Raw genomic sequence first — 22921 nt, forward strand, 5'->3', positions numbered from 1 at the left:
AAACTGCATGGCACCGGCCTACCCTGGCCGCTCGCCCTCCCCACCGCATTGTTGGGGAGGGTCGGCAAGGGGAGGGAAATCCGATGTCAGAGAACACCGACGCAGCGGATGGTGCCGAGGTGAAGGCCGCGGCCGCCGCAGCCGAGGGCGGAGCCGCCGAGGCCCCCGCCGGACAGGGCGTGGGGGCCGGCGCGGGATCCGCTCCGGCCGCGCAGCCGGTGATCCCCCCGCCGCCGCCCGGCTGGGATCCGAAGGCGTGGCAGGCCTACCAGACCCGCCTGATGCGCAAGCGCCGGGCCCAGGCCGGTGGCTGGTCCCTCGCACCGCTCGCCTGGGCCGAGGCCGCACGGCCCGGAGCCGCGGCTCCCATCTCGGGCCCCGTGCTCGGTGCCGTCTTCGCCTCCGGCATCGCCGCCGCCCTGCTGCTCGCCGACGGGCTCGGCCCCGGCCTGCTGCTCGCCGTGGTGCCGGCGCTCGTCGCCGTGTACGCGGCCGCCGCCAGGGCCGGCCGCAAGATCCGCCCGTGGACCGTGTTCTGGGCCGTCGGCTGCCTCGCACTGCTCGCCGTACCCACCCTGCGTGACTCCGGCTGGCCGATCACGCTGGCCCTGCTCGCCGCAGTGTTCGCCGGGGCGCTGGCACTGCACGGCAGCCGCAGCTGGCAGGGGATCCTGATCGGCCCGCTCTTCGGCTTCGTGGACTCGGCCGTGCTCGGGGTGCGCTGGGTCTGGACGGGGCTGCGCTCGCGCGGGAGCGGGAGCCGGGGCCGCTGGCTGCCCGTGGCCAAGGCTACCCTGGTGGCGCTGGTCCTGCTGGGGCTCTTCGGTGCGCTGTTCGCCTCCGCCGACGCCGCCTTCGCGGACGTGCTCAGCGGGTTGACCCCCGATGTCGGCGGTATGGGCGGGCCGGTCCGCTTCCTGCTCTTCCTGCTGGGTACCGTCCTCGCGATCGCCGCCGCCCGGACCGCCGCGGCGCCCTCCCGTTGGGACCGGATCGAGGTGGCCCCGGGGAAGGCGCGCTCGCGGGTGGAGTGGGCGCTGCCGCTCGTCGTGCTGAACCTGCTCTTCGCCGGATTCAACGCCGTTCAGCTCACCGTCCTGTTCGGCGGATACCGCAAGGTCCTGGAAGCCACCGGCCTCACCTACGCCGAGTACGCCCGCCAGGGCTTCTGGCAGCTGCTCTGGGCCACCCTGCTCACCCTCGCCGTCATCGCGCTCGCCCTGCGCTGGGCCCCGCGCGACGGCGCCGGCGACCGGCGGCTGGTGCGTTCGGTGCTCGGCACTCTGTGCGCGCTGACCCTGGTCGTGGTCGCTTCCGCGCTGCACCGCATGAACCTCTACGTGGACGCGTACGGGCTGACCCGACTGCGCGTCTCGGTCGCGGGCGTGGAGCTGTGGCTCGGGCTGGTCGTCGTACTGATCATGGCTGCCGGGGTGTTCGGCGCGCGGTGGCTGCCGCGCGCGGTGGCGGGGAGCGCCGTGGCCGCCGTACTGGCCTTCGGGCTGGTGTCCCCGGACGGGCTGATCGCCGAGCGCAACGTCGCCCGGTACGAGACGGACCACAAGATCGACCTGGACTACTTCCAGTCCCTGTCGGCCGACGCGGTGCCCGCACTGGACCGGCTGCCGGAGCCGCAGCGCTCCTGCGCCCTGCGCGGGATCAACGAGGACCTGAGGCGGGCGGGCGACGACGTGCCCTGGTACGCGATGAGCCTGGGGGAGCGCAGGGCGCGGGAGATCCTGAACGAGCGCCCGGTGACGGCCCCGTACGGGGAGTGCTCGCGCCCGCGCACCTTCGGGTAGCGGGAGGTCCGAAGGCCTCGCAGGGAGGGCCCGGCGCGGGAGGAATTCCGCGCCGGGCCCTCGTACGGGACTGCGTGCTCAGGCGGCCGGACCGGCCTTGGCGGCGGCTCCGTTGAGCGCTTCCAGGTCGCTCTTGCGCACCCGGATCACCAGCAGGGCCGTGGCGAGCGCGAGCGCGGCCATGACCACGGCCGCGATGAAGGCGGTGGCGATCCCGCGGGTCAGGACGATGTCCCCCCAGGGGTCGGGCAGCCGCCCGGTCTGCTTGACGGCCGCCACCTGGCCCGGGTCGGCCTGGGCCAGGAAGGCAGGGAACTGCTTGTCGGCCTCGGTGCGGCTGGCCGTGCCGAAGACGGTGACCAGGATGGACAGCCCCAGCGATCCGCCGACCTGCTGGCTGGCGTTGAGCAGTCCGGAGGCCGCGCCCGCCTCGTGCGGGGCCACCCCGGAGACGGCGGTGAGGGTGAGGGTGACGAAGTTGAGGCCCATGCCGAAGCCGAAGAGCAGCATCGGGCCCAGGACCCCGGAGAGGTACGAGCTGTCGGGCTCGATGAAGGTCAGCCACGTCAGGCCGGTTCCGGTCAGCGCGGACCCGGTGATCATGAACGGTTTGGGGCCGAAGCGCGGCAGCAGGCGTTGTGAGATGCCGGCGGAGGTGACGATGGCGACCGTGACGGGCAGGAAGCCGATGCCGGACTGGATCGGAGAGAAGCCCAGCACGTTCTGCACGAACTGGACGATGAAGAAGAACATTCCGAACATCGCCGCGGCGAGACTGAGCATGATCAAGTAGGTGCCGGTGCGGTTGCGCTCGGCGAACATGCGCAGCGGGATGATCGGATCGGCGGCCCGGGACTCGATGAGCACGAAGCCCGCGAGCAGGGCGACGGCGACCGCGAAGGAGCCGAGGGTCACGCCGTCGCGCCAGCCGTCCTGGGATGCGCGGATGAACCCGTAGACGAGTGCGGTCATGCCTCCGGTGGAAGCGAGCGCTCCGGCGATGTCGAACCGGCCGGGATGGCGCTCGGACTCGCTGATGTAGAGCGGGGCCAGGACCGCGATCAGGATGCCGATCGGCACGTTGACGAAGAAGACCCAGCGCCAGTCGAGCCATTCGGTGAGCATCCCGCCGGCCAGCAGGCCGATGGCGCCGCCACCCGCGGAGACGGCCGCGAACACACCGAAGGCGCGGTTGCGTTCGGGCCCCTCGGCGAAGGTGGTGGTGATCAGGGCGAGCGAGGTCGGCGAGGCGATGGCGCCGCCGACGCCCTGGAGGGCGCGGGCCGCGAGCAACTGCCAGGGCTCCTGGGCGAAACCGCCGAGCAGGGACGCCAGGGTGAAGAGCAGGATGCCGGTCATGAAGACGCGGCGCCGGCCCAGGATGTCTCCGGCGCGGCCGCCGAGCAGCAGCAGTCCGCCGAAGGCGAGCGTGTAGGCGCTGATCACCCACGACAGGTCGGTGGTCGAGATCGCGAGATCGGTCTGGATGTGCGGGAGCGCGATGTTCACGATCGTCGCGTCGAGGACGACCATGAGCTGGCAGGCGGCGATGACGGCGAGCGCCACTCCCGGGCGCCCCTCCCGGCGGGCCGCGCCCGGTATCCGGGGTTTGGAGAGCTGAGGAGTTGTCACTGTGGATCCCCCCAAAGTGAAATAGTGAAGGTATGCGTTCACAGCTCGTCCACCGTAGGGAGTCAGCCTTAGGGAACGCAAGCGTTCACTAAGGCTGAAAATGTGTACGACGGACATGAGTTCCGGGCGGAGGTAGGGCAGTGATGGGTACGCGCTGGTCGGCGGTGCCTTCGGGGCGCAGGCGCGGGCCCGAACTCGAACGGGCGATTCTCGACGCCGTGTTGGAACAGCTGAGCACCGGTGGCTGGAACGCCCTCACGATGGAGGGTGTGGCCGCCGGTGCGCAGACCGGCAAGGCGGCGCTGTACCGGCGGTGGCCCTCGAAAGCGGACCTGGTGGCCGATGCGCTCTGGACGAGGCTGCCGCCGCTCGTCCAGATCCGGGACCTGGGCTCGATCCGCGAGGACCTCTACGCGCTCTGCGTGCGGATGCGGGACGTCATGAACTCCCGAGCCGGGCGGGCGCTGCGGGCAGTGCTTCACGAGTGCGACCACGGCCATGCGGAGCGGTTCCGGGGCCTGATCCTGTCCGGCTTGCACGACCCGGCGCACAGGCTGATCACCGAGCTGGTGCAGCGCGGGATCGACCGCGGCGACGTCCGGGCGGACGCCAGCGGCCCACTTCTCGTCGAGGTGATTCCGGCGATGATGATGTACCGCGCAAAGGTGTGCGAGAGCGAATGGATGGACACGGAGATCGCCGAGATGATCGACGAGGTCATGCTGCCGCTGCTCCGGGCGTGAGCCGGGCCGGGCCGGGGGCCGGGCGCCGGGGCGCAGCCCCGGAAGGTGGCCGGCAGGGGGTCGGTGGGAGGCCGGGAGGGGGCCGCCGGGAGGCTCGGCGGGGGTCCGGCGCGGACCTGACGGGGGGCGGGGTGTGCAGGCGGCTCGAGGCGGCGTAACCTTGCTGGCGCCATGCCGTATGAAGCACCCACACACACCGTCGAACGCTCCCTCCGTGCCACCACCGGCGCCAAGGTCATAGCCGGGGTCGACGAAGTCGGACGAGGGGCCTGGGCCGGTCCCGTCACCGTGTGCGCGGCGATCACCGGTCTGCGCCGGCCGCCCGCGGGACTCACCGACTCCAAGCTGCTCACCCCCAAGCGGCGTGACGCGCTCGTCGGCGTCCTGGAGGACTGGGTCACCGCCTACGCGCTGGGCCATTCCTCCCCCGAGGAGATCGACGAACTCGGGATGACCGCCGCCCTGCGCCTCGCCGCTGTGCGCGCCCTGGAGGCGCTGCCCGTGCGGCCGGACGCGGTGATTCTCGACGGCAAACACGACTACCTCGGTTCGCCCTGGCAGGTCCGGACGGTGATCAAGGGCGACCAGTCCTGTGTCGCCGTCGCGGCCGCCTCGGTGATCGCCAAGGTCCGGCGCGACCGGATGATGGCCGAAATCGGTGAACAGGGCGGCGGAATCGAGAACTTCGCTTTCGCGGCCAACGCCGGATACCCCTCGCCCGTGCACCGGGCGGCGCTGGAGGAGCTGGGTCCCACCGAGTACCACCGGCTCTCGTGGTCCTACCTGGACGCGCTGCCCCGCTGGCGTCACCTCAAGAAGGTGCGCCGCAGCGAGGAATCGCTGGAACTGGAAAACGGAGGCCAACTCGGCTTCGATTTCTGATCGCACGCACATGCCACCCACGGGTACGTTTCGTACCGGTGTTTGATAGATGTCAACTCACGCCTCTCAACCCCCGCCCCCGAGGAGCCTCAGATTCACGAGAGTGCCCAGGGTCCCCGCGTCACGCCGGCCGCGAGCCGCACCGCGCAGACCCCCCGCCCCGTACCTGGTCCGCGTCCCGCAGCCGTGCCCCGGCCCGGACGCCCCGGTCCCTCTCCCGCAGCGGTCGGCCGCGCGGGTAGTGCCCCCAGGCCCGCACCGCCCGCACAGCGGGTCGCGTCGGCCGCCCCCGGACCCGTTCCCGCGACCCCCACCACCCCGTCGGTCTCCGCGGCGGTGCCGCAGGTCCAGCTGATCCCGGCATCCGCCGAGGGCGCGCTGGACGCGGCCGAGGAGGCCGTGGACCTGCTGCTCGACACCGGGCGCGCGCCCGGCGACATCCTGGTGCTGACCACCGGCGACCCGCACCCGTGGGCCGCGCACGAGCTGTCCTTCGGCGAGGCCGCGTACTGGGCCCTGCACGACGCCGGGGACGACGTCTTCTACGCGGACGCGGCGCAGGTGCAGCGCGCCGCCGGCCGTCCCGTCGTGGTCCTCGCGGCCAACGGCGGATCGGTCGAGACCGTTGCCGGAGCCCTGCCGGGCGCGCTCGCGCGAGCCGGTGCGCTCCTGATCTGCTGCGGTGACCCGCAGCAGATCAACTCCGTGCTGGGCGCGGGCGTCTGACGCTCCGTACCCCGGCACGGTCGAGGGGCGGGGCGGGCGAGCAGCCGGCCCTGCCGAAGTCCGAGGCCTGACCAGCCGTACGCCCGCTTTCAGGGTGTACGGCCGTTGGGCGTTCCCGAAAACTTTCCGTGGGGCTGTCGGCGGTGAAGCCTTCGGCGGCGAAGACGGCAGCAACGCCTTCGGCGGTGAAACCCGCGGTCCGGTTCCGTGGGGGTCAGCGCGCGGCGGTGCGGCGCAGGGCCTCGGGCGCTCCGCCCGCGGTTTGCAGGGCGATCGGGGCGAACTCGGCCGTCGCCCGGCCCAGCCGTTCGGGCCGGGAGTCCGAGCTGGGCCGCCGGCCGCCACGGCCTTCGCCCAGGACCTGCCAGCCGCCGCGGGTCAGCGTGATGTACGCGCCGCAGCGCAGCCCGTGCAGGGTGCAGGCGTCCCGCAGGCCCCACATCCAGGCCCCGTCCTCCTCGGTCCACCGCTCGTCGCCGTCGCGGCAGTACAGCAGCACCGCCGTCCGTACCGGGGTCCGCCTCCGCAGGTCGTGCGGGATGATCCGGCGCAGGCCGGCGAGCAGGGCATTGCGGTACTCCCAGCCGTCGGCCGAGGTCGAGCGCTGGGCGAAGGAGGCGCTGGCGACGAGCCGCTCCTCGGGTCCGAGCACGGCGATCACCGCCGTGGACGGCACCGGACTGTGCCGCGAGTGCAGCCCGCTGACGACCTCGCGCGGATTGCGCAGCAGGGGTACGCCCGACGAGGTCCACTCGGAAGGTTCGAGCATCCTGCCGTGCCGGTTGACGCCGCCAACGGCCGTTGACAGGGACGTGGTCGAGGGCGGGGCGAATCCGAAGGTCACGGTCCTCCCTTCGGGTACACGCCCGCGAACGGGCACGGCTGGGGTACGGGCGCGCCGACGCGACCCGGAAAGGTGCCGTCGAGCCGAGTGGGAGCACTGCAATTCTCGCGTGGCCCGTGAGCATGCGGCAACGAGCAATTGACGCCGCCGACCGGAATTCGCCGGTATGCCGTTCATATCCTTGCCCCGCCACGCCGTGGATGACTCATCCGGCAGCGGCTGAACCGCCTGCACCAGCGGAAACACCTCCCGGCGGCTCAGTCTCGCGGGGGGTGCCTGAGGCGCGGTCGGGCGTCGGTCGAGGCTGCGGGACGTCGTTCCGAAGCCGACGGCGCGGTCCCCGGCGGCCGAATGACCACCGAATCCCGTCCACGCAGGTGGTTACGGTGCGTGAGCTGGCCCATTGTCGTAGCCATCGGGTTGCATGGGGGCATGGACACCCTGGAGCTCCGCACCGAAGCCGACACCATCCTCGCCGAGCTCGTCGGCGACCCCGGGGGTTCGGCGCGGCTGCGGGAGGACCAGTGGCAGGCGGTCTCGGCGCTGGTCGAGGACCGTCGGCGAGCCCTCGTGGTGCAGCGCACGGGCTGGGGCAAGTCGGCGGTGTACTTCGTCGCCACCGCCCTGCTGCGGCGGCGCGGCGCCGGCCCCACCGTGATCATCTCGCCGCTGCTGGCGCTGATGCGCAACCAGGTCGAGGCGGCGGCTCGGGCGGGCATCCAGGCGCGCACCATCAACTCCGCCAACCCGGAGGAGTGGGAGACGATCTACGGGGAGGTCGAGCGCGGCGAGACCGACGTCCTCCTCGTCAGCCCGGAGCGCCTGAACTCCGTGGACTTCCGCGAGCAGGTGCTGCCCAAGCTCGCGGCCACGACCGGCCTGCTGGTCGTCGACGAGGCGCACTGCATCTCCGACTGGGGCCACGACTTCCGCCCCGACTACCGCCGGCTGCGGGCGATGCTCGCCGAGCTCGCCCCCGGTGTGCCGGTGCTGGCCACCACCGCGACCGCGAACGCGCGGGTCACGGCCGACGTGGCCGAGCAGCTGGGTACCGGCGCCGGTGAGGCTCTCGTGCTGCGCGGCACCCTGGAGCGGGAGAGCCTGCGGCTGGGCGTGGTCCGGCTGCCGGACGCGGCGCACCGCCTGGGCTGGCTCGCCGAGCACCTGGACGGGCTGCAGGGCTCCGGCATCATCTACACGCTGACGGTGGCCGCGGCCGAGGAGGCCGCCGCGTTCCTGCGCCAGCGCGGCTTCAAGGTGGCCTCGTACACCGGGAAGACCGAGAACGCGGACCGGCTGCAGGCCGAGGTCGACTTGCAGGAGAACCGGGTCAAGGCGCTGGTGGCGACTTCCGCGCTCGGCATGGGCTTCGACAAGCCCGACCTGGGCTTCGTGATCCACCTCGGCTCGCCGTCCTCGCCCATCGCCTACTACCAGCAGGTCGGCCGCGCCGGCCGCGGCGTCGAGCACGCCGACGTCCTGCTGCTGCCGGGCCAGGAGGACGAGGCGATCTGGCGCTACTTCGCCGATACCGCCTTCCCGCCCGAGGCCCAGGTCCGCCAGACCCTGTCGGCCCTGGCCGATGCCGGGCGACCCCTGTCGGTTCCGGTCCTGGAGGCGGCGGTGGACCTGCGGCGCACCCGGCTGGAGACGATGCTCAAGGTCCTCGACGTGGACGGGGCGGTCAAGCGGGTGAAGGGCGGCTGGACCTCCACCGGCCAGGATTGGGTTTACGACGCGGAGCGGTACGCCTGGGTGGCCCGGCAGCGGGCAGCCGAGCAGCAGGCCATGCGCGACTACGTGAACACCTCCGCGTGCCGGATGGAATTCCTGCGCCTCCAGCTGGACGACGAGGGCGCGACGGCCTGCGGCCGCTGCGACAACTGCGCGGGCACCTGGGCCGATGCCTCCGTCTCGGCGGAGACGCTGACGGGGGCGGCGAAGGAACTGGACCGTCCGGGCGTGGAGATCGAGCCGCGCCGGATGTGGCCGACCGGGATGTCCGCGCTGGGCATCGACCTCAAGGGCCGCATCCCGGTCAAGGAACAGTGCTCCACCGGTCGTGCCCTGGGCCGGCTCTCCGACATCGGCTGGGGCAACCGGCTGCGCCCGCTGCTGGCCGACAACGCGCCCGACGGTCCGGTCCCCGAGGACGTCCTCAAGGCCGCGGTGGCGGTCATCGCCGACTGGGCGCGCTCCCCGGGCGGCTGGGCGCCGAACGTCCCGGACGCCTCCTCGCGGCCCGTGGGAATCGTCGCCGTCCCCTCTCTGACCCGCCCGCAGCTGGTCGGCTCCCTGGCCCAGGGCATCGCGACCATCGGCCGCCTGCCGTTCCTGGGAACCCTGGCGTACACCGGGCCGGAGGGAGCGCACCCGGCACGCCGCAGCAACTCCGCCCAGCGCCTGCGCACGCTCTCCGGCACCTTCGCCGTACCGGACGAGCTGGCCGCGGCCCTGGCGGCCTCGCCCGGCCCCGTCCTGCTCGTGGACGACTGCACCGAATCCGGCTGGACCCTGGCGGTCGCCGCCCGGCTGCTCCGCCGGGCGGGCTGCGAGCGGGTGCTTCCCCTGGTCCTCGCCGCGGCGGGCTGAGGCGGGGCGGTCGGCCGGGCGGTGGTCGGTCGAGGCGGGGCGGTCGGCCTGGCCGTGGTCGGCTGACGCGGGTCGGTCCGGGGTTATCCACAGGGGTTTCCGGATTTGGTCGGACACGGGACCTTCGTGACATGACGAACAGCCACGAAGCACACAGCCCGTCCGGCCGGTCCTCCACCAGCCCGTCCGGAACCACCGACGTACCCCCGATCACCCTGCGCAGCCCGGCCGAACTGGCCGACGCGCTGCCCTACATGCTCGGCTTCCACCCCACCGACTCCCTCGTCATGGTCGCCGTCCACGGAGAGGGCGGACGCTTCGGCGGCAGGCTCCGTGTCGGGATCCCCGAGGCTCCCGGGGAATGGGAGGATACGGCCCGGCAGGCCGCCGAATGCCTGGTCGGCGGGAGCACCCGGCGCGGCGCCAAGCCCGACGGCATCGTCGTCTTCCTCTGCCAGGACCCGCGCGAGGACGAGAGCGGGCAGCGCGTGATGACGAGGCTGCGCCCGCTCGCCCAGCGGATCCGGCTGGCCTGCGGAGCCCTGGACGTGCCCGTGCTGGAGGCGCTGTGCCTGTCCGCCGGACGGTACTGGTCCTACTGCTGTCCCGACGAGCGCTGCTGCCCCGCCGAAGGCAGCGCGCCGGCCACGCCCGGCACCTCCGTGATGGCCGCCGCGGCCACCTTCGCGGGGCTCCAGGTCCGGGGCTCCCTCAGGGAGATCGAGCGGCGGCTCTCGCCGCTGCGCGGGACGGTCGCCGAGGAGATGGAGCGGGCCCTGGACCGGGCGGCCGCCGCCCTGGTCCCGAAGATCCTCGACGGGGCCACCCGGGAGGAGGTGGGCGCCGAGACCGTGGTCCTCGCCCGCGCCCTGATGCGGCGCATGACCCTCGCCCCACCGGCCGAAGCCGGCCCCGGCGCCGACGACCGGGACGACGCGCTGCTCGGCCACGACGAGGCCGCCTCGCTGATCCTCGGCCTCCAGGACCGGGAGATCCGCGACATCGCCGCCGAATGGATGGAGGACGAGGAGGCAGTCCCCGCCCTGCGGCTGTGGCGGGCCCTGGCCCGGCGCTGTGTCGGGGCCTACGGCGAACACGCGGCGGCCCCGCTGACCCTGGCGGGCTGGGTCTCCTGGTCCACCGGCGACGAACCGACCGCCCGGATCGCGCTGGGACTGGCGCTCCGGGCGGACGGCGAGTACCGCTTCGCGCAGCTGCTGCACCACGCCTGCAACGAAGGGATCGACCCCGAGGGGCTGCGGGAGTGCCTGAGGCAGGAGCGCCGCCGCCGGGAGCCCCGCAGGAGCCGGCCGGCGGCCGGGGGCCGACGGGGTGTCACCAGGCCACCCGCCCGCCGGAGTCGGACCGTCCGCCGCGAATCCGGCCGCACGGCGGGAGGAGAGCAGTGATGGCGGCCCGGACCCGGGTACTTGTACGGGCCCTGCCGCCCCGGTGGCACCGATGGCGGCTGTTGCCGGGGGCGGTGTGTTCGGTCCTGCGCCGGAAGCCGGGGCCACGGCCGGGTCTCCGATGGGCGCAGCCACCGCCGGGGCCCGTGACCCGGGCGGGGGTGGGGGCGTTGCCCAGGGGGACGGCGGGGGCCCGGCCGCGCCGCCGTCCAGCCGATCCACCCGGAGCGCAGACAAGGCGACGCATGTCCCACCCCGTACCCCCTGCCCGCGTACCACCGTCCCGCAGGCCAGACTTGCCGCCCGTGCACGGCGCCGTCATCTGCGTCGCCGCGCCCTGCCTGGTCATCTCGGCCGAGCACGGCCAGCTCACCGGGCGGGGGATCGAAGGGATCTACCGCTCCGGCCGCAGGCTGCTGTCCCGCTGCGTGCTGCGGGTCGACGGCCGGGATCCGGTCGCCGTGCAGGGGCGCAGCCTCGGCGCGGACCGGGCCGCCTTCACCGCGACCGTCCGGACCGGAGCCGAGGCCGGGCCCGACCCCGACATCGGTGTGGAGCGGATCCGGCATGCCGACGGCACCGAGCGGATCACCCTGCGCAGTTTCACCACCCGGCCGCTGCGGATCCCCGTGGAGGTCTCCCTCGGCACCGACCTGGCGGAGCTGGCCGAGGTGGCCGCCGGCCGGGCCGGACCGGAACTGCCCGCCGGGGTGCACGCCGCCGGGCTGCGCTGGACGAGTGGGGAGGCCCAGGCCGTCACGGCGGCCGAGCCGGCTCCGGACGACGCGCTCGCCTCCGTCGGACTGCTGCGTTGGCAGCTCGAACTGCTCCCCGGCGAGTCCCGCACCATCGAGCTGCGGACCACCCGGGACCGCGCGGCGCGGGCCACCGCCGGGCAGGTGGCGAATCCGCTGTCCACCGCCCGTGCCGAGGGCGACGACCCCAGGGCCGAGGCGTGGCTGCGCACCGGCATCGAGGACCTCGGGGCGCTCCTGCTCAGGGACCCGCGGGATCCGGCCGACGCGTATGCGGCGGCCGGGGTGCCGTGGCGGCTGGGACTGGCCCCGGCGGAATCCCTGTGGGCGGCCCGGATGGCGCTCCCGCTCGGCACCGGACTGGCCGCTGCGACCCTGCGCATCCTGGCCCGGACCCAGACCGGTGGCCGCGGTGGTGACGCGGGAAAGATCCCGGGTCCCCTGCGCGGTGCCGGGCCGCAACTGCCCCCCGGCTGCACCGGGACCGAGGCGACGCTCGCCTTCCCGGTGGTGCTGGCCGAAGCCAGGCGCTGGGGGATGCCCGAGGCGGAGATCGCCCGGCTCCTCCCGGCCGCCGAGGGGTGCCTGGACTGGCTGCGGGGAGCGCTGGGGGAGGACGGGTTCCTGGCCGACCCCGACCCGGGTCCGCGCCGCTGTGAAACCCAGGCCCATGCCCATCGGGCCGCGCTGCTCGGCGCAGATCTGCTCGACGGGTGCGGGCGGCCCGGAGCCGCCGAGTGGCGGGAGTGGGCGGCCGCCCTTCGGGAGCGGTTCGCAGCCGGGTTCTGGGTCGGCGGTCCGGACGGGGGCCGGCCCGCGGCGGCCCTGCATCCCGACGGGCGGCCGCTGCCCCGGCTGACGGGGGCCGCCGCCCACCTGCTCGACACCGGGCTGCTCGGAGGCGGCCGGCTCGCGCCGGGACTCCTCGACCGGGTCCGTACCGAGCAGTTGGCGAGGCTGCTCGCAGCCCCCGCCATGGACTCGGGATGGGGGCTGCGGAGCATGGCGGTCCGCGAGCCGGGCCACAACCCCTTCGGCTTCCGGTCGGGCGCGGTACGGCCCTACGAGAGCGCGGTCGCCGTGGCCGGACTGGCCCAGGCCGGCTGCGAGAAGGAGGCCACCGCACTCCTCAAGGGCCTGCTCGACGCGGCGGAGAGCTTCGGGTACCGCCTCCCGGAGATGTACGCGGCCGAGCAGCGTACCGCGGGCAGCGCTCCGCTTCCCCATCCGGCGGCCTGCCGCCCGGCGGCGGTCGCGGCGGCCGCGGGGATCCACGTGCTGACCGCCCTGGCCGGGATCCGGCCGGACGCCCCCGCCGGCACGGTCGCCCTGAACCCGCTCCCGGGCGCCCCGCTCGGCGAGCTCCGCCTCTCCGGCCTCCGGGTTTCCGGAGAACCCTTCGCCGTGCGGATCAGCCGCCTCGGGCTCGCAATGGTCGAGGAGGCCGCCGATGCGCTGCAACTGGGCGGCTGAGTCGGGTCCGGCCCCACCGCGCGGCTTCCGGTTCCGTGTTCCGAGGATCACCAAAGCTCTGTTTATCGTCAGGCAGACGACTATGATCGCGGCATGTCGCCCTACGACCCGTCGGCCTTTCCGCCCTTCGCCGTCACCGTCGACCTGGTCGTGCTCACCGTGCGGCGCCACGCGCTCTGCGCGCTGATGGTCCGGCGGGGCGAGCAGCCCTTCCAGGGACGCTGGGCGCTGCCCGGCGGCTTCGTGCGGGGAGACGAGGACCTGGCGGCGGCCGCGGCCCGTGAACTGTCCGAGGAAACCGGTCTGTGCACCCACGACCCGGCGGCCGGGGCCACCCCGGGCGTGGGCAACGGAGCGCATCTCGAACAGCTGGCGACCTACGGCGATCCGAAGCGCGATCCGCGCATGCGCGTGGTCAGCGTGGCGCACCTGGTGCTGGCTCCGGACCTGCCCGCGCCCCGGGCCGGAGGCGACGCCAACAGTGCGCGCTGGGCCCCCGTGGAGGAGCTCGTGCCCACCGAAGGCCAGACCGGCGGCGGACTCGCCTTCGACCACGAGCGGATCCTCGCCGACGGGGTCGAGCGGGCCCGCTCGAAGATCGAGTACTCCTCGCTGGCCACCGCCTTCTGCCCGCCCGAGTTCACGGTCGGGGAGCTGCGCCGGGTCTACGAGGCGGTCTGGGGCGTGGCTCTGGACCCCCGCAACTTCCACCGCAAGGTCACCGGAACCCCCGGGTTCCTCGTCCCTGCCGGTGGCACGACGACCCGTCAGGGCGGTCGGCCCGCACAGCTGTTCAGGGCGGGCGGGGCCACCCTGCTCAACCCGCCGATGCTGCGTCCGGAAGTCTGACCCGGACGCACCGCGGGCACCTGATCCGACACGAGCGGACGCCCGTGTCGGATCCGCTGAATATCGGACATATCGCGTTATCTTGTTAGCGGTACTCACGCTGCCGCAAAGCGGTCTCACCCCCCGCGAGAGAAGCGATGCTCCAGGCCATCGGACTGACCAGCACACCCCGTCGAAACCTTCCGCCCCTCGTGGACGACCTCACCTTCGAGGCCCGCCCCGGGAGCGTGACCGCTCTCCTCGGCGACCCCGGATCGGGCAAGACCACCGCGCTGCGGCTCATGCTCGAACTCGAACCCGGCCGCGGAGTGACGTACTTCCGCGGGCGCCCCCTACACCGGATCCCGCAGCCGGGCCGCGAGGTCGGCGTGCTCCTCGGCGACCTTCCGGGCAACCCCTCGCGCACCGTCCGAAGCCAGCTGCGCATGCTGTGCGCCGCCGCCGGCGTGCCGGCCTCCCGGGCCGACACCATGCTGGAGGTCGTCGGCGTCGCGGGTCTGCGCGACCAGCGGCTCGGTTCGCTCTCACTCGGCATGGAACGCCGGGTCGCCCTGGCCTGCGCGCTGCTCGCCGACCCCTGCACGCTGCTCCTCGACGAGCCCACCGCCGGGCTCTCGCCCCGCGACCGGAGCTGGCTGCACGGCCTGCTGCGCGGACACGCCTCCCTCGGCGGAGCGGTGCTTTTCACCACCGACGACGCGAAGGAAGCCGCTCGCAGCGCCGACCGGGTCGTCAGCATCGACGCGGGCCGGCTCGTCGCCGACCAGGACGCGGCGGACTTCGCCCGGACCCGGCTGCGGCCGCGGGTCGCCGTGCGCACCCCGCACGCCGCCCGGCTGGCCGACGTGCTGGGCCGAGAAGCACGGGCCACCCAGCGCACGGTGGAGATCGTCGAGGAGAGCGGCAGCCGCCTGTCCGTGTACGGAAGCAACTGTGCCGAGATCGGTGAGGCCGCCTTCCGCCACGGAGTGCTCGTCCATCAACTCGCCGACGAGACCGGCGACGCGGGAGCCCCGTCGCTGCCGCGCGCCCGGGCCCGCACCGACGCCGAATCCGCGGTCCGGACCACCGGCGCGGACGCGGCGCCGGCCGGGACCGTCGAGACGGGCGCGGGCGTGGTCGGCGACGGGCGCCCACGCAACGCCCGCTCGAGTCGGCCCGCCTCGGCCGTGCGCAGGCTCGGCGGCCCGCTGCGGCCCCTGCGCTACGAACTGCACAGGGTCTTCGGCACCGCCACCGCCACCCTCACCGCCGCCTCCGTCGTCGTCGTGTCCGTCCTCACGGCGCTGGTGCTCGCCAGGGTCGGTCACACCGGGCAGAACCGGCTGCTCGCCGCCTGGCCGGAGTTGCTGCCCCTGCCGCCCGCGGCTCTCGGCGCCGGCCTGCTCGGCGCCCTCGCCTTCGGCGAGGAGTACCGCTACCCCGCGCTCGCCGCCGACCGCGGCACCGTCCCCCGTCGACTGGGGCTGCTCACCGCGAAGCTCGGGGTCGGCGCCGGCCTTGCGCTCCTGCTCGGGATCCTCGCCGTGAGCGCCGACGCCGCCGCCCTGACGCTGGTCTTCGGCGGCGGCCCGCTCCGTACCCCCGCGGAGTGGGTCTCCCCGGCCGCGAGTTGGGCGGGACTGCTCATCGGCTGCGCCTGGTCCGGGGTGCTGGCCTCCGGAGTCTTCCGGTCCGCCTCCGCCGGTCTGGCCGCGGTGCTCGCCGTACCGGTGATGGTCGTACCGCTGGTGCGCAAGGCGCTGGACGGTCCGTCCGCGTACCCCGTGGGCGGCCTCGCGCAGCGGCTGCGGGGTCTGGCCTGGGCGCAGTGGCCGCCGGAGGCGGACCGCGTGGTTCTCGGGGCGCTGCGGGTGATGGCCCAACCGGTCGGCACCGCGCTGGTGTTGTCGCTGATGGTCCTGTTGTGCGCCTATGGGTTCACAGGACTGCGCAGCCGCGTTCGGTTGTGAGGGACCGTTGGTGATCGTTCCGATGTCGGACGGCAGCTCATCGGGACCGATGCCGTCCACATCGGGAGCGCCGGACCGCAACTCCCCGTAAAAGGCCCGGTTCTTTACGATAAGTCGTCAATTGCGTAGGTGGCACCGATCACCCTTTCGTGTGCTTTTCAGCAAAGACCTCAAGGGCGGCGGAGACGAGGCCGACAAAGGATTCGTGAGTACCCTTGCGCACACCATGATGACCGCCGCCCGCCACGCCGACTCCGGCCTCGCCGGCTCGGGCGAACTCGACCGCTACCCCTTCGCGGAGGCCCCCGGGGCCGACCGTGTCGGAGTGCCCCACTGGGACGGATCCGACATCGAGTTGAGCCGCGTCGGCCGGCGCGCGGCAGGCAGCCGCGGCCGCGGACTCCACGGCCAACTCGTCCAGCAGCTCGGCCAGATGATCGTTTCCGGCGACCTCGGCGCGGACCGTCCGCTGGTCCCCGAGGAGATCGGCCAGCGTTTCGAGGTCTCCCGTACGGTCGTCCGTGAATCGCTGCGGGTCCTGGAGGCCAAGGGCCTCGTCAGTGCCCGCCCCAACGTCGGCACCCGGGTCCGCCCGGTCGCCGACTGGAACCTGCTCGACCCCGACATCATCGAGTGGCGTGCCTTCGGCCCGCAGCGCGACGACCAGCGCCGCGAGCTCAACGAGCTCCGCTGGACCATCGAGCCGCTCGCCGCCCGCCTCGCCGCCGGCCACGGCCGTCAGGACATCCAGCAGCGTCTCGTCGACATGGTCGAGATCATGGGACACGCCCTCGGGCAGGGCGACTCGATCACCTTCGCGCGTGCCGACAACGAGTTCCACGCGCTTCTCATCCAGGTCGCCGGCAACCGCATGCTGGAGCACCTCTCCGGCATCGTCTCCTCCGCCCTCCAGGTTTCCGGCAGCCCCGTCACCGCCTGCGACCGCCCCAGCGAGACCTGCGTCGCGCACCACGCCCGCATGGTCGAGGCCATCGCCGCCGGCGACGCGCTGGGCGCGGAGAACGCGATGCGCCAGCTTTTGACGGTGCATCCGGAGGTCGAGCGAGTGGTCCCCGCCCCGCGCGAGCACTGACGGGCCCACGGGCCCAGGTGTGCGGGGGTGTGGGGATGACGGGAGAGCTGCCGACGTGCCGCCGGGCCCCGGGGGAGGGCCCGGCGGCATCGGCGTCAGGGCCCCGGCGGCCCGTCGGGCGGCCCGGCCCTCGGCCGGTGAGCGGCCCGGACGGCGGCCCGGACGGCGGCCCGGACGGCGGTCCGGTCGACCCGGAGTCCTCGCGGCGCCGCTCCCGGGTGGTCCTCCGACCCCCGAAACGGGGCGTGTTCGGACACACCGGACCCACATTTATGACCGTATGAACGGCATGGCATCAAACGGGGTGTGACTCGGGCCACGAAGATTGGGCGTAACGCTCCGCGAGGTCACGCGATGACCTAAGAGGTGATGGCCGACGGAGGGAAGACAGCAGCCCTTGGGGGTGCTGTGCAGCTCCCCGGCCCCTGCCCGCGCCGCCGGCCCATCCCCAGTCGGTGGTCGTCGGCTCCGGTCCAGCACCACCAGGCCGGGGTCGGAAGCCGTTTCCATCGTTCCGAGAGGTTGTTCGTGTCGGCCAGCACATCCCGTACGCTCCCGCCGGAGATCGCCGATTCCGAGTCTGTGATGGCGCTCATCGAGCGGGGCAAGGCCGAGGGGCAGATCGCCGGCGATGACGTGCGTCGGGCCTTCGAGGCTGACCAGATTCCTGCGACCCAGTGGAAGAATGTTCTGCGCAGCCTCAACCAGATCCTCGAGGAAGAGGGTGTGACGCTGATGGTCAGTGCCGCGGAGTCGCCCAAGCGCACCACCCGCAAGAGCGTCGCAGCGAAGAGCCCCGCCAAGCGGACGGCCACCAAGACGGTCGCGGCGAAGACGGCGGCCGCGCCGGCTGTCGCCGCGACGGCCCCGGAGGCCGAGGTGGCGGCCCCGGAGACCGCCGACGCCCTCGCGCAGGAGACAGCGACCGAACCCGCCGCCAAGAAGACCGCGGCTAAGAAGACGGCCGCGGCCAAGAAGGCCGCGCCCGCCAAGAAGACCGCCGCGAAGAAGACGGCGGCGAAGAAGACCGCCGGCAAGAAGGACGCCGACGAGGCGGGCGACGACGAGGCCACGGAAGAGGGCGCGGGAGCGGCCAAGGCCGAGTCCGAGGAGGAAGAGGACGGCGGCGAGAGCAAGGGCTTCGTCATCTCGGACGACGAGGACGACGCCCCCGCCCAGCAGGTCGCCGTGGCCGGAGCCACCGCCGACCCCGTCAAGGACTACCTCAAGCAGATCGGCAAGGTCCCGCTCCTCAACGCGGAGCAGGAGGTCGAGCTCGCCAAGCGCATCGAGGCCGGACTCTTCGCCGAGGACAAGCTGGCCAACTCCGACAAGCTGGCGCCCAAGCTCAAGCGCGAGCTGGAGATCATCGCCGAGGACGGCCGCCGCGCCAAGAACCACCTGCTGGAGGCCAACCTCCGCCTCGTGGTCTCGCTGGCCAAGCGCTACACCGGCCGCGGCATGCTCTTCCTGGACCTGATCCAGGAGGGGAACCTGGGCCTGATCCGTGCGGTCGAGAAGTTCGACTACACCAAGGGCTACAAGTTCTCCACGTACGCCACCTGGTGGATCCGCCAGGCGATCACCCGCGCCATGGCCGACCAGGCCCGCACCATCCGCATCCCGGTGCACATGGTCGAGGTCATCAACAAGCTGGCCCGCGTCCAGCGCCAGATGCTCCAGGACCTGGGCCGCGAGCCCACCCCGGAGGAGCTGGCCAAGGAACTCGACATGACCCCCGAGAAGGTCATCGAGGTCCAGAAGTACGGCCGCGAGCCGATCTCCCTCCACACCCCGCTGGGTGAGGACGGCGACAGCGAGTTCGGCGACCTCATCGAGGACTCCGAGGCGGTCGTCCCGGCAGACGCCGTGAGCTTCACGCTTCTGCAGGAACAGCTGCACTCGGTGCTCGACACGCTGAGCGAGCGCGAGGCCGGCGTGGTCTCGATGCGCTTCGGCCTCACCGACGGCCAGCCCAAGACGCTCGACGAGATCGGCAAGGTCTACGGGGTCACCCGTGAGCGCATCCGCCAGATCGAGTCGAAGACCATGTCCAAGCTCCGTCACCCCTCCCGCTCCCAGGTGCTGCGCGACTACCTGGACTGAGCCTCGCCGAGGACCTTCGCCGGTGGCCGCGCGGGTGCGCACGGCCACCGGGCGTCCCACTCTGGGTGGAGTCATGCACACTCGGAGTCAGGAGGCCTCATGCGTCGTCCCTTTGCCCGTGTCCTGGCGGGAGCGCTGACCTTGGTGGCGGGAGCGGCGGCGGCCCCGCTGAGCCAGGCGCCGCGAGCCGCGGCGGACAGCGTGGTGATCGGCGGGAAGCCGGTGAAGGTGGCCGATGCCCCGTGGGTCGTGGCCCTCGCGAGCCGTGACCGGTTCGGGGGTACGCGGGGCGGGCAGTTCTGCGGGGGCGTCCTGGTCGCCCCGACCAAGGTGCTGACCGCGGCGCACTGCCTGGGGCGTCAGGTGCTGGGCGGCCCGGTCGAGTCCGTCCCGGACTTCCGGGTGATCACCGGGCGTACGGAGCTGCGCGCCGAGGAGGGCCGGGAGATCGCGGTGCGTTCCGCCCGGGTGAACCCCGGCTACGATCCCGGCAGCAACGCGGGCGACCTGGCCGTACTGGAGCTGGGCGAAGCCGTGCCGGCGCAGCACGTGCTGCCCATGGCGGACCTGGGGCATCCAGCGTACGCCGCGGGGACCGAGGCGGCCGTCTACGGCTGGGGCGACACGAGCGGATTCGGTGACTACGCGTACGGGTTGCGGGCCGCCAGGGTGACGGTGCTGGCGGACGAGGTCTGCGTGCGGGCGTACCCGGGCGATGCCGACGGGCAGTACCGGGCCGACTCGATGGTGTGCGCGGGGGACCGCGAGGGCGGCAAGGACGCCTGCCAGGGGGACAGTGGCGGTCCGCTGGTGGCCCAGGGACGGCTCATCGGGCTGGTGTCCTGGGGGCGCGGCTGCGGCCGGGCCGACAGCCCGGGCGTGTACACGCGGATCGCACCGCTGATCGGCTTCGTGGCCGACTTCCCCGACGGCCCGGAGACGGGCCGGCGCAAGTGGACCCACCCAGATGCCCGCGGAGCGCTCGGAACGGGCGTACGGCCCGCCCAGGGCCCCGGAAGGGGCCTTCTGGCCGGGGACCGGCCGGCGCCGAGGCACTGAGCACGGCCCCGATGCCGGGTCCGGCCTCGTGCCGGGCCCGGTCCTGCCGTGGGTCCATACCCGGGAACGGGGCCCGGTCGCGGGTATGAGAACGGGCGGCACCCCTGGGTCTCAGAGGTCCCGCCCGTTGACCGGCGCATGGCCGGTCCTGGCTCGTCGGATGCGAGGTATAGGCCTTGTGTCAGCGGTCCTCGGGGTCGGCTGCATTCGCCGCCGGAGCGGACGTGAGCCGCTCGGTCTCATCCTGTATTTCCGCGGCGATCTTCTTGAGTTCCGGCTCGAACTTGCGCCCGTGGTGGGCGCAGAAGAGCAGTTCACCGCCGCTCAGCAGGACGACGCGCAGATATGCCTGGGCGCCACAACGGTCGCATCGGTCAGCGGCCGTCAGCGGGGTCGCGGGTGTCAGAACAGTAGTCACGTCGCCTCTTCTCTAGCTCGACGAGCTGTCGTACCAGGGTCAACATCCAACCAGGCCGAAAACGTTCCCGCTCGCGGCTTTTCCTCGAAACTTCCTTCCGAAGCTGGCCGGCCGTTGCCGGTTGGCGGCGAAGGAGCCGTATTGCGTTGCTTTACGGTTTCGCGTTGTCAGGTCGTTCGCTTGTCGCAGTTCTGCCCTCTCCGGCTGAGTGCCGGTTGTTCATGAGGACGTGCCCGAACACTAAATGGTTCATGCGTGGAAGGGAACGTGATGTTTGCTTCACTCCCACGGGCGATCGAACACCCGTGCGGATCTGCACTAGGCTGACGAAGAGGCTGGGGTGGCGTTGCATCGGCTCTACCAGGCCTCGGTACCCTTCCAGCGGCAGCCGAGCCACCACTGCGCCCCACCGGGCCAGAAAAGAAATTCAGCGAGGAGCGAACTGCGTGACCGCCGACACGTCCGTGCCTTCCAGCGCACTGCTGACCGGAGCAGACCGGGACGGCTCCAACTACACCGCGCGGCACCTGCTCGTCCTCGAAGGACTGGAGGCCGTCCGCAAGCGCCCCGGCATGTACATCGGGTCCACCGACAGCCGTGGCCTCATGCACTGCCTGTGGGAGATCATCGACAACTCCGTCGATGAGGCCCTGGGCGGCTACTGCGACCACATCGAGGTGATCCTCCACGAGGACTCCTCCGTGGAGGTCCGGGACAACGGCCGCGGCATCCCCGTGGACATCGAGCCCAAGACCGGCCTCTCCGGCGTCGAGGTCGTCATGACCAAGCTGCACGCCGGCGGAAAGTTCGGCGGCGGGTCCTACGCGGCCTCCGGCGGCCTGCACGGCGTCGGCGCGTCCGTCGTCAACGCCCTCTCCGCCCGCCTGGACGTCGAGGTCGACCGCAACGGCGCCACGCATGCCATCAGCTTCCGCCGCGGCGTCCCGGGGATGTTCACGGAGCAGGGCCCCGACAGCCCCTTCGACCCCGACAACGGGCTGCGCAAGGGCAAGCGGGTCACCAAGGGCAGGACCGGCACCCGCATCCGGTACTGGGCCGACCGGCAGATCTTCCTCAAGGACGCCAAGCTCACGCTGGACACGCTCTACCAGCGCGCCCGCCAGACCGCCTTCCTCGTCCCGGGCCTGACCATCGTGGTGCGCGACGAGCGCGCCCTGGAAGGGGCCGGCAAGACCGAGGAGACCTTCCGCTTCGACGGGGGCATCAGCGAGTTCTGCGAGTACCTCGCCCAGGACAAGGCGGCCTGCGACGTGCAGCGCCTGTCCGGCACGGGAACCTTCAAGGAGACCGTCCCGGTCCTCGACGAGCGGGGTCACATGACCCCCACCGAGGTCACCCGCGAGCTCGGCGTGGACATCGCGCTGCGCTGGGGCACGGGGTACGAGACGAACGTCAAGTCGTTCGTGAACATCATCGCCACCCCCAAGGGCGGCACCCACATCTCGGGCTTCGAGCGGTCGGTCACCAAGACCGTGAACGAGGTGCTGCGCTCGGCGAAGCTCCTGCGCGTCGCCGAGGACGACGTGGTCAAGGACGACGCGCTGGAGGGCATGACGGCGGTGGTCACCGTCCGTCTCGCCGAGCCGCAGTTCGAGGGTCAGACCAAGGAGGTGCTCGGCACCTCGGCGGCCACCCGGATCGTCGCGGCCGTGGTCGCCAAGGAGCTCAAGGCCTTCCTGACCTCCACCAAGCGGGACGACAAGCAGCAGGCCCGCGCCGTGATGGAGAAGATCGTCGCGGCCGCCCGGACCCGGATCGCCGCCCGTCAGCACAAGGAGGCGCAGCGACGCAAGACGGCGCTGGAGACCTCCTCGCTGCCCGCCAAGCTGGCCGACTGCCGCAGTGACGACGTGGAGCGCAGCGAGCTCTTCATCGTCGAGGGGGACTCCGCGCTCGGCACCGCCAAGCTGGCGCGGAACTCGGAATTCCAGGCCCTGCTGCCCATCCGGGGCAAGATCCTCAACGTTCAGAAGTCCTCCGTCTCGGACATGCTCAAGAACGCCGAGTGCGGGGCGATCATCCAGGTCATAGGAGCCGGCTCGGGCCGGACCTTCGACATCGACGCCGCCCGCTACGGGAAGATCGTCCTGCTCGTGGACGCCGATGTGGACGGCGCGCACATCCGCTGCCTGCTGCTCACGCTCTTCCAGCGCTACATGCGCCCGATGGTGGAGGCGGGCCGGGTCTTCGCCGCCGTGCCCCCGCTGCACCGGATCGAGCTCGTCCAGCCGAAGAAGGGCCAGGACAAGTACGTCTACACGTACTCGGACAACGAGCTGCGCCAGACCCTGCTGGAGTACCAGCGCAAGAACATCCGGTACAAGGACTCGATCCAGCGCTACAAGGGCCTCGGCGAGATGGATGCCGACCAGCTCGCGGAGACCACGATGGACCCCCGGTTCCGTACCCTGCGCCGGATCAACATCGGCGACCTGGACTCGGCCGAGTCGGTCTTCGACCTGCTCATGGGCAATGAGGTGGCCCCGCGCAAGGAGTTCATCACCAGCTCCGCCGCCACCCTGGACCGCTCGCGGATCGACGCCTGACGGCAGCGAGCACCACCGG

General features: G+C 72.6%; 16 protein-coding genes. 13 read left to right on the top strand and 3 right to left on the bottom strand.

The features are described from left to right. The first annotated feature begins 83 nt into the window (after positions 1 to 83). Entirely contained in the window at positions 84 to 1802 is a 1719-nt protein-coding gene (locus AC3IYJ_RS30035; protein ID WP_489397647.1) for a DUF4153 domain-containing protein, read from the top strand. Between the two features lie 78 nt (positions 1803 to 1880). Here the strand turns inward: AC3IYJ_RS30035 and AC3IYJ_RS30040 are convergent, their stop codons facing one another. Then, a complete protein-coding gene (locus tag AC3IYJ_RS30040; RefSeq protein ID WP_489397648.1) occupies positions 1881 to 3434 on the bottom strand; it encodes an MFS transporter in 1554 nt (517 codons plus the stop codon). A gap of 140 nt (positions 3435 to 3574) precedes the next feature. Here AC3IYJ_RS30040 and AC3IYJ_RS30045 point away from each other — a divergent pair, with 140 nt between their 5' ends. The 3 genes from AC3IYJ_RS30045 (at position 3575) to AC3IYJ_RS30055 (ending at position 5785) form a co-directional block, all read left to right on the top strand. Further along, complete coding sequence (locus tag AC3IYJ_RS30045; protein ID WP_489397649.1) at positions 3575 to 4177, top strand: TetR/AcrR family transcriptional regulator; 603 nt, start codon at positions 3575 to 3577, stop codon at positions 4175 to 4177. A gap of 171 nt (positions 4178 to 4348) precedes the next feature. Beyond that, complete coding sequence (rnhB, locus tag AC3IYJ_RS30050; RefSeq protein ID WP_489397650.1) at positions 4349 to 5059, top strand: ribonuclease HII; 711 nt, start codon at positions 4349 to 4351, stop codon at positions 5057 to 5059. A 45-nt stretch (positions 5060 to 5104) separates the two neighbouring features. Further along, complete coding sequence (locus AC3IYJ_RS30055; RefSeq protein ID WP_489402969.1) at positions 5105 to 5785, top strand: hypothetical protein; 681 nt, start codon at positions 5105 to 5107, stop codon at positions 5783 to 5785. Between the two features lie 214 nt (positions 5786 to 5999). Here the strand turns inward: AC3IYJ_RS30055 and AC3IYJ_RS30060 are convergent, their stop codons facing one another. Then, complete coding sequence (locus AC3IYJ_RS30060) at positions 6000 to 6629, bottom strand: hypothetical protein (RefSeq protein WP_489397651.1); 630 nt, start codon at positions 6627 to 6629, stop codon at positions 6000 to 6002. A 432-nt stretch (positions 6630 to 7061) separates the two neighbouring features. On the opposite strand from AC3IYJ_RS30060, the gene AC3IYJ_RS30065 reads away from it, so the two are divergent. The 8 genes from AC3IYJ_RS30065 (at position 7062) to AC3IYJ_RS30100 (ending at position 19917) form a co-directional block, all read left to right on the top strand. Then, positions 7062 to 9221, top strand: coding sequence for a RecQ family ATP-dependent DNA helicase (locus AC3IYJ_RS30065; RefSeq protein ID WP_489397652.1), 2160 nt, complete (start codon positions 7062 to 7064; stop codon positions 9219 to 9221). Between the two features lie 131 nt (positions 9222 to 9352). Next, positions 9353 to 10630: a DUF4192 domain-containing protein gene (locus AC3IYJ_RS30070; RefSeq protein ID WP_489397653.1), complete on the top strand. Its 1278-nt coding sequence runs from the start codon at positions 9353 to 9355 to the stop codon at positions 10628 to 10630. A gap of 245 nt (positions 10631 to 10875) precedes the next feature. Then, positions 10876 to 12858 (top strand): glycogen debranching N-terminal domain-containing protein, encoded by a 1983-nt coding sequence (locus tag AC3IYJ_RS30075; protein WP_489397654.1) that lies wholly within the window; start codon positions 10876 to 10878, stop codon positions 12856 to 12858. 93 nt (positions 12859 to 12951) lie between these two features. Beyond that, complete coding sequence (locus AC3IYJ_RS30080; protein ID WP_489397655.1) at positions 12952 to 13707, top strand: NUDIX hydrolase; 756 nt, start codon at positions 12952 to 12954, stop codon at positions 13705 to 13707. A gap of 137 nt (positions 13708 to 13844) precedes the next feature. Further along, on the top strand, positions 13845 to 15659 hold the full coding sequence (locus tag AC3IYJ_RS30085; RefSeq protein ID WP_489397656.1) for an ATP-binding cassette domain-containing protein: 1815 nt from the start codon (positions 13845 to 13847) through the stop codon (positions 15657 to 15659). A 226-nt stretch (positions 15660 to 15885) separates the two neighbouring features. Further along, positions 15886 to 16752, top strand: a complete 867-nt coding sequence (locus AC3IYJ_RS30090; protein ID WP_489402970.1) for a FadR/GntR family transcriptional regulator — start codon at positions 15886 to 15888, stop codon at positions 16750 to 16752. A 528-nt stretch (positions 16753 to 17280) separates the two neighbouring features. After that, the gene (locus tag AC3IYJ_RS30095) at positions 17281 to 18858 is read left to right on the top strand and encodes an RNA polymerase sigma factor (RefSeq protein WP_489397657.1); all 1578 of its coding nucleotides are present in this window, start codon (positions 17281 to 17283) and stop codon (positions 18856 to 18858) included. Between the two features lie 99 nt (positions 18859 to 18957). Continuing rightward, positions 18958 to 19917 carry a S1 family peptidase gene (locus AC3IYJ_RS30100; protein ID WP_489397658.1) on the top strand — a complete coding sequence of 320 codons (960 nt, stop codon included), beginning with the start codon at positions 18958 to 18960 and terminating at the stop codon, positions 19915 to 19917. 181 nt (positions 19918 to 20098) lie between these two features. Here the strand turns inward: AC3IYJ_RS30100 and AC3IYJ_RS30105 are convergent, their stop codons facing one another. After that, positions 20099 to 20335 carry a DUF7455 domain-containing protein gene (locus tag AC3IYJ_RS30105; protein WP_330298965.1) on the bottom strand — a complete coding sequence of 79 codons (237 nt, stop codon included), beginning with the start codon at positions 20333 to 20335 and terminating at the stop codon, positions 20099 to 20101. A 446-nt stretch (positions 20336 to 20781) separates the two neighbouring features. Between AC3IYJ_RS30105 and AC3IYJ_RS30110 the strand changes: the two genes are divergently transcribed. Continuing rightward, positions 20782 to 22902, top strand: coding sequence for a DNA gyrase/topoisomerase IV subunit B (locus AC3IYJ_RS30110; RefSeq protein ID WP_489397659.1), 2121 nt, complete (start codon positions 20782 to 20784; stop codon positions 22900 to 22902). The last annotated feature ends 19 nt before the right edge of the window (positions 22903 to 22921 follow it).

The organism is Streptomyces sp. GL_140 (genome assembly GCF_057834465.1).

Bases quoted from the DNA above. Each gene is read 5' to 3' on its own strand.
- AC3IYJ_RS30065 (WP_489397652.1), top strand. From the start codon at position 7,062: ATGGACACCCTGGAGCTCCGCACCGAAGCCGACACCATCCTCGCCGAG.
- AC3IYJ_RS30085 (WP_489397656.1), top strand. From the start codon at position 13,845: ATGCTCCAGGCCATCGGACTGACCAGCACACCCCGTCGAAACCTTCCG.
- AC3IYJ_RS30100 (WP_489397658.1), top strand. From the start codon at position 18,958: ATGCGTCGTCCCTTTGCCCGTGTCCTGGCGGGAGCGCTGACCTTGGTG.
- AC3IYJ_RS30035 (WP_489397647.1), top strand. From the start codon at position 84: ATGTCAGAGAACACCGACGCAGCGGATGGTGCCGAGGTGAAGGCCGCG.
- AC3IYJ_RS30080 (WP_489397655.1), top strand. From the start codon at position 12,952: ATGTCGCCCTACGACCCGTCGGCCTTTCCGCCCTTCGCCGTCACCGTC.
- AC3IYJ_RS30075 (WP_489397654.1), top strand. From the start codon at position 10,876: ATGTCCCACCCCGTACCCCCTGCCCGCGTACCACCGTCCCGCAGGCCA.
- AC3IYJ_RS30090 (WP_489402970.1), top strand. From the start codon at position 15,886: ATGATGACCGCCGCCCGCCACGCCGACTCCGGCCTCGCCGGCTCGGGC.
- AC3IYJ_RS30070 (WP_489397653.1), top strand. From the start codon at position 9,353: ATGACGAACAGCCACGAAGCACACAGCCCGTCCGGCCGGTCCTCCACC.
- rnhB (WP_489397650.1), top strand. From the start codon at position 4,349: ATGCCGTATGAAGCACCCACACACACCGTCGAACGCTCCCTCCGTGCC.